Origin of the sequence: Paenirhizobium selenitireducens ATCC BAA-1503, assembly GCF_000518785.1 — a bacterium.
Taxonomy (GTDB): Bacteria; Pseudomonadota; Alphaproteobacteria; order Rhizobiales; family Rhizobiaceae; genus Allorhizobium; species Allorhizobium selenitireducens.
On record NZ_JAEG01000032.1, the window covers coordinates 1 to 1063 of the forward strand.

General features: G+C 64.5%; 1 protein-coding gene and 1 pseudogene. Both read left to right on the plus strand.

Annotated features, from left to right (window positions below):
• A pseudogene (locus L867_RS26055) lies at positions 1 to 198 on the plus strand (hypothetical protein); the annotation flags it as partial.
• Positions 199 to 215: 17 nt separating this feature from the next.
• Positions 216 to 1063, plus strand: an 848-nt coding sequence (locus L867_RS26060) for a molybdopterin-dependent oxidoreductase (protein WP_037174160.1), incomplete at its 3' end; no start/stop codon positions are given.

Genomic DNA, 1063 nt, shown 5'->3' on the forward strand with positions numbered 1-1063 from the left:
GCCTTCGGCGCCTTCTTCATCCCCAAGGGTTACGGCACTTCGATCGCCATGACCGGCGGACCGGACGCGGCACTCTGGGCCTTCCTGATCTTCTACGTCACCTGCCTGGCGATCACCTGGGCCGTCTACACCCGCAAGGGCGGACTGCTCCATGACGTCGAGCGAGGTCGGGTCGGCCCGACCGCAGCCACAGCCTGAATTCGGAGGAAAACACCATGAGCCATCTCCTCGATCGCCTGAACTTCCTGGCGCGCAAGAATGCCAGCACCTTCTCGGACGGCCACGGCGTCACCACGACCGAGAGCCGGGACTGGGAAGACGCCTATCGCAAACGCTGGCAGCACGACAAGATCGTGCGCTCGACGCACGGCGTGAACTGCACCGGCTCCTGCTCGTGGAAGATCTATGTCAAGGGCGGGATCGTCACCTGGGAAACCCAGCAGACCGACTATCCCCGCACCCGGGCGGACCTTCCCAACCACGAACCGCGCGGCTGCGCACGCGGGGCAAGCTACAGCTGGTACATGTATTCGGCCAACCGGGTGAAATATCCGCTGATCCGCTCGCGCCTGCTCAAGCTGTGGCGCAAGGAACGCACGATCAAGACCCCGGTCGGCGCCTGGGCGGCGATCCAGGAGAACCCGGAAAAGCGTGCCGACTACATGAAGATGCGCGGCCTCGGCGGCTTCGTGCGCGCCACCTGGGACGAGGTCAACGAGATCATCGCGGCGGCCAACGCCTATACGGTCAAGACCTACGGCCCGGACCGGGTGGTCGGTTTCTCGCCGATCCCGGCCATGTCGATGGTCTCCTATGCGGCCGGTTCGCGCTACCTGTCGCTGCTCGGTGGGGTCTGTCTGTCGTTCTACGACTGGTACTGCGATCTGCCGCCGGCCTCGCCAATGACCTGGGGCGAGCAGACCGACGTTCCGGAATCGGCCGACTGGTACAATTCCGGCTTCCTGATCCTGTGGGGCTCCAACGTTCCGCAGACCCGCACGCCCGACGCTCATTTCTACACCGAGGCGCGTTACAAGGGTGCCAAGTCGGTCGTCATTTCGCC